The 4,281-nt window shown below is 39.8% G+C and carries 5 protein-coding genes and 1 pseudogene; all 6 read right to left on the reverse strand.

The features are described from left to right. Nucleotides 1-179 precede the first annotated feature (179 nt). Nucleotides 180-512 (reverse strand): TIR domain-containing protein, encoded by a 333-nt coding sequence (locus tag HVA01_RS17900; protein ID WP_218031581.1) that lies wholly within the window; start codon nucleotides 510-512, stop codon nucleotides 180-182. Between the two features lie 24 nt (nucleotides 513-536). Next, nucleotides 537-1,772, reverse strand: coding sequence for a TRAFs-binding domain-containing protein (locus tag HVA01_RS17250; RefSeq protein WP_146876683.1), 1,236 nt, complete (start codon nucleotides 1,770-1,772; stop codon nucleotides 537-539). A gap of 39 nt (nucleotides 1,773-1,811) precedes the next feature. Next, complete coding sequence (locus HVA01_RS17255) at nucleotides 1,812-2,681, reverse strand: DUF4231 domain-containing protein (protein ID WP_146876685.1); 870 nt, start codon at nucleotides 2,679-2,681, stop codon at nucleotides 1,812-1,814. 7 nt (nucleotides 2,682-2,688) lie between these two features. Then, on the reverse strand, nucleotides 2,689-3,162 hold the full coding sequence (locus tag HVA01_RS17260; RefSeq protein ID WP_146876687.1) for a TIR domain-containing protein: 474 nt from the start codon (nucleotides 3,160-3,162) through the stop codon (nucleotides 2,689-2,691). Between the two features lie 157 nt (nucleotides 3,163-3,319). Continuing rightward, a complete protein-coding gene (locus tag HVA01_RS17265) occupies nucleotides 3,320-4,003 on the reverse strand; it encodes a DUF6037 family protein (protein ID WP_146876689.1) in 684 nt (227 codons plus the stop codon). Nucleotides 4,004-4,091: 88 nt separating this feature from the next. Further along, nucleotides 4,092-4,281: pseudogene (locus HVA01_RS17550) on the reverse strand (IS30 family transposase); the annotation flags it as partial.

Here is a 4,281-nt window from a genome sequence, read left to right on the forward strand (position 1 = left end):
GCCACTGAATCAATGATGCTCTTACGCCTACTACAACGGCTTGGGGGAATTGGCGGCGTTTTTGCGTATTTTTGCAAAAATGGTGACAGTTTACCCAAGTCCGATTGCTGGCACTTGTTATAATTCACTTGGCATGCTTCCTTATTGCGGCAACTATACTTTCAGTATTCCAACGAACATCAGCTATTGATCGTGTAGAGACTATGGTTGATATTCTTTCCTTGTCCGCGTGGAATCACACCGACAATGGGGATACCAAGCTCAATAGCCTTGTCTAACTCCCACTCCATCCAAGAGCTACGACTTGCATACATGCCCGCTAATGCCAATATAATGTCTGAATTGCCATTTTTTTGTGTGAGCCTCGTCTTAATATTGCTTTCACTGTCAGAGTTTATTGGCTTATCCTTCGTAGATTCTTCGTATGTGGCGCTAAAATATGCTCTTGCGTTAATTAATGTTCTTAGCACTTCTAACGTATTGTTATACTGCCAAGAGTGACTTATAAATATTTTTTATTCTTTAGCCATTATTACTCACTCGCCAATTAGTTTAGTTAGTATTTCTTTACTTTGAAAGTATGTTTCTTTCTCCCAGTCCGCCGTAACCAGAGTCAGATAAATTTTTTCATATTTCATCCCATTATCTGAATCACCGAGACCAAAATAACAATTAGCGAGCGTTGCGTAAGGCCACTTATTTATTGATTGAGAAATTTCCTCCTCCTCAGATAAGTAGCTCAAAATTACCACAATCTCTTGCCTCGCTTTTTTGGCTGAAACTTTGTAGAAAGTTTTTTCTTCTATATCTACTTCAATGCTCGCGGCAATATTTAAGCAAAGAGCGTAATTTTCACCATTATAGTAATCCCGACGAATTTGAAATCCCTTACCATAATAGTGTATGGCACGCTTTAGATACTCAATATCATTAGTTGAATGCCACATACGCTTATAAATAGCTCCAGTAAGCCCAAGAGTTTCAGGATCATTCGTTTCATCATCTGGATCTAGCTTTTCAATTATTTGAAGAGCATCAGTTAGAGACGAAACTTCTGTGGGAGCTTTAGATTTATACTTTGCCAAGGCATGTTGCTGAGTAAAATATGCTTCATTTGGAACCAAGCCTTCAGCTTTTTCCCATAATCTAGCAGCCTCAATAAAGTTTGAATCTTCCATGCAATGCTTAGCACGTTCAGATATAGCAAAAATACTTTCTTCTCTTGCAGATAAATCACCAATTATTCTTTGATATTCTTTCTGTGTTAATTTAGGCGGATCAATATCTTGGATATAGTCATAAAGCGGGCTATCAATTGTTTTGTTCTTCAGTATCGATTCGATCATTTCGACCAGTGCTTCCTTGCATCGTTTAGCCTCATCGACTCCAATATCATCACCTAGGTGCACATAGTGAAAAGTACGATTGTGATTGATATCAAATGGAATAGTTCCTTCTTGCTCTTTTATGATTATCGTTGAATAAGGTCTAACAGCATGTCTAATGCCTAGCTCGTAAATTGCATTTGGATTATATGTAGATATGTCTGCAACAACTAAGTCTGCGTGCATTAATAATGCGTACATGCTTTTATCTATTAAGCCTGAGTCTTGGATTTCATCGGCTCTTACACACTGTAATCCTGCCTTTTCAACTGCAGGCTTAATAATATTCTTGTATGTTTTATCCAAATCTAATGTCTTGCCTGTGGATAAGTCCGTTTTTTTTCCAAAGCCCATGATGACGAAGCATAGTTTTTGTTTTTTTGCCATTAGTTTCACCTATTTATCGGATAAGATTATAACGCTTGGTTATACGGTTTTCCGCGCGGCCCACTGTGTATGTTCTCTTGAGAACGCAGATTCGCTATTAATAACAAATTCTGACAAATGAGCTTCCTCTTTGACCGATACGGACTCACCCTTGATTAAAACTATTTCGTGAGCAGCCAATGCATAAGATGAATTTAGTTCATTATGCTTCTTGGCTTGAACCCAGGTCAAAACCGCGCTGGCCGCGGTAGCGATAACCTCAATAGGGAGAGCACTACTAGGTTCTTTTATTCTGTATAGAAGAAAAAGAATTGCTGACGAGTGTAAAAATATAGATACAACAAACCAACGTTTCGCCAAGCGTTTATTTAATTGTGACTTTTTTGAGTACCAATGTAATTGATTATCAACCCTGTCTTTTATGTATGTATCTAGCCTCTGCTGCCATGGATTAGCCCGTATAGCTATCATTTTCTGTGATATCGCCTCTCCCAAATCGGGAGTCCATTTAAGAACGTGTGACAGAGATCTGTTTTGATCGAGAATGGCCTTCAGGTCATTAAGAAATTCTTTTTGAGCTTGCTCTTCAGGGACATCTTTATCATAAGGCTCAGCCTTCATTACCCAACGCCATGTCCGTGTTTTTACAGATTCTGATACTGCGCGTCCGTTGTACCAAATATCTTCCGGCTTCTGTACTTTTAACCAAACCAATATTCCAAGCGTTATTAAAAAAAGTGATGCAGATCCGATGACAGCGTATGCGTTTTCGGGGAATGCAAAAGATACAAGAGCCGCCAAGATTAAAAGAAAAAGATAAAGCCTTAGAGCGCCAAAGTAATGACTTTGTGCTTTCAGAGATTCGCAATCAGCAGAGTTGTATAATGCAGGGAAATCCTGCTCTTCCATGTCCACATTAATACCCTAGGCTCGTATATACATGATCTTTGTAATGATAATTGTCGTTGTCATTATGCATTTCGAAGTTTTGAATTGCGTAGGCAACAATATATGGTGAAAAAGGAACAAATATTGCACCAATATCTCGTATTATAGGTGGGCATGTATCACGAACCATTGAGCGTGAACCGTCCAAATTTACACCAATGATTGTGCAGTTTTTTTCGATGGCGACCTCTGCCTCCCAGCGAACATACTTATGTTTGCTTTTTGTATCCTGCCCGATCAACACTACATACTTGCCAGCCAAATTAATTCGCTCTCTGCATTTGCGTTTAATATAAGCCTCATTTTCTGAGTTCACTTCGGCCTGAAGCTGACAGTTCGCAAAGTTGAAATCTATATTCTTGTTCGCTTTCCAAGCTTGCATAAGACGGTAACAGTGAATGTCTGTACTGCTAAATCCTACAAATGTTCTTGGTAGCCCCACGACTCTCTCCTTTTCGTATAACGCCGTGCTTTGCGGCAAATTTGGAGCGCAGCGGAAAATTTGTCCGACAACAGCACCTTGTTAAATAGTGATATCTACAATTTTCACGGCGTTCAATAATTCACTAGATATCGGATTGTCAAATTTTCAAAGTTATTCAAGCGTTTTTTTGCGCCTGAGAAAATTTGTCAAAAATAGCAGAAAATGACTTTCCCTTGGACTCGCTGGCCGTCCAATATGCTGTCCATTTAATTTGCTTCAAATCACTGATTAAAGAAGTTATATCGTCTGCTGAAGCGTCTATCATGTAGAGCTTTCGGAGTGTTTCTTCTCTTGGTTTTCCACCATTCGTCACTGGCCCAAGCCTTATAAGGTAAATTTTTTGTGCTTCTTCAATGTATTCTCGACAATGATCTTTAACTGCATTTTCATGCTGCTTTATTTCTGCGATCTTATTTTTCAAAGGGATAGTTATTGGAATGTTATCATTCAGCTTTGCGAGAAACCTTCCCAGGTCAAACGCTGGACTATTTGGGTTCCCCTGTATACCTAATTCTTCTCTAATTTTCTGCTCATCATTTTTATTCAGTCGAATCTTAAAATCGCCTGCATTCTTGTGGTTTCCGAGCAATTTAAATCGCAACATCGTTTGAGTGCGAGCTAGAAAAATAAAAAGCTCCAAGTCCCCCCACTTAATATTTCCTCGTGAGTCGGTTTTCAAGAAAAAAAAGAAGACAAATCTCCCTTCGCCTTCTTGCAACGCGAAAGCAATTGATGGCTCATGGCGCTGGAGCGCCTCAAGAAACGTAGGATGTAAGCCTGTAAAGTTGAACTCAACCATCTAAATAATATCTCCTGATGCTAAGTTTACCACGTTGACATGTAACAGTTTATTCATACGCATGCGCGTTTTCCTGGGAAGCCTGAATTCAAGTAATAAGTGCAGCACCTGCGGTATCCAGGGCACCTGAGTACTCACCCAGGAACACTTGTGCCGGTGTTCGATAACCGAGCCGTTTTCTAGGTCGGTCATTCAGTTTTTTGACGACCCTTCTTAGTTCGATATCTGTCACCTGCCGGAAGTCAGTCCCCTTGGGGTAGTACTGTCGGATCAGGCCA

This window comes from Halovibrio variabilis (assembly GCF_007991175.1).
Taxonomy (GTDB): Bacteria; Pseudomonadota; Gammaproteobacteria; order Pseudomonadales; family Halomonadaceae; genus Vreelandella; species Vreelandella variabilis.

Coding starts and splice junctions, on each gene's coding strand:
- HVA01_RS17250 (WP_146876683.1), bottom strand. CDS start 1,772: ATGGCAAAAAAACAAAAACTATGCTTCGTCATCATGGGCTTTGGAAAA.
- HVA01_RS17265 (WP_146876689.1), bottom strand. CDS start 4,003: ATGGTTGAGTTCAACTTTACAGGCTTACATCCTACGTTTCTTGAGGCG.
- HVA01_RS17255 (WP_146876685.1), bottom strand. CDS start 2,681: ATGGAAGAGCAGGATTTCCCTGCATTATACAACTCTGCTGATTGCGAA.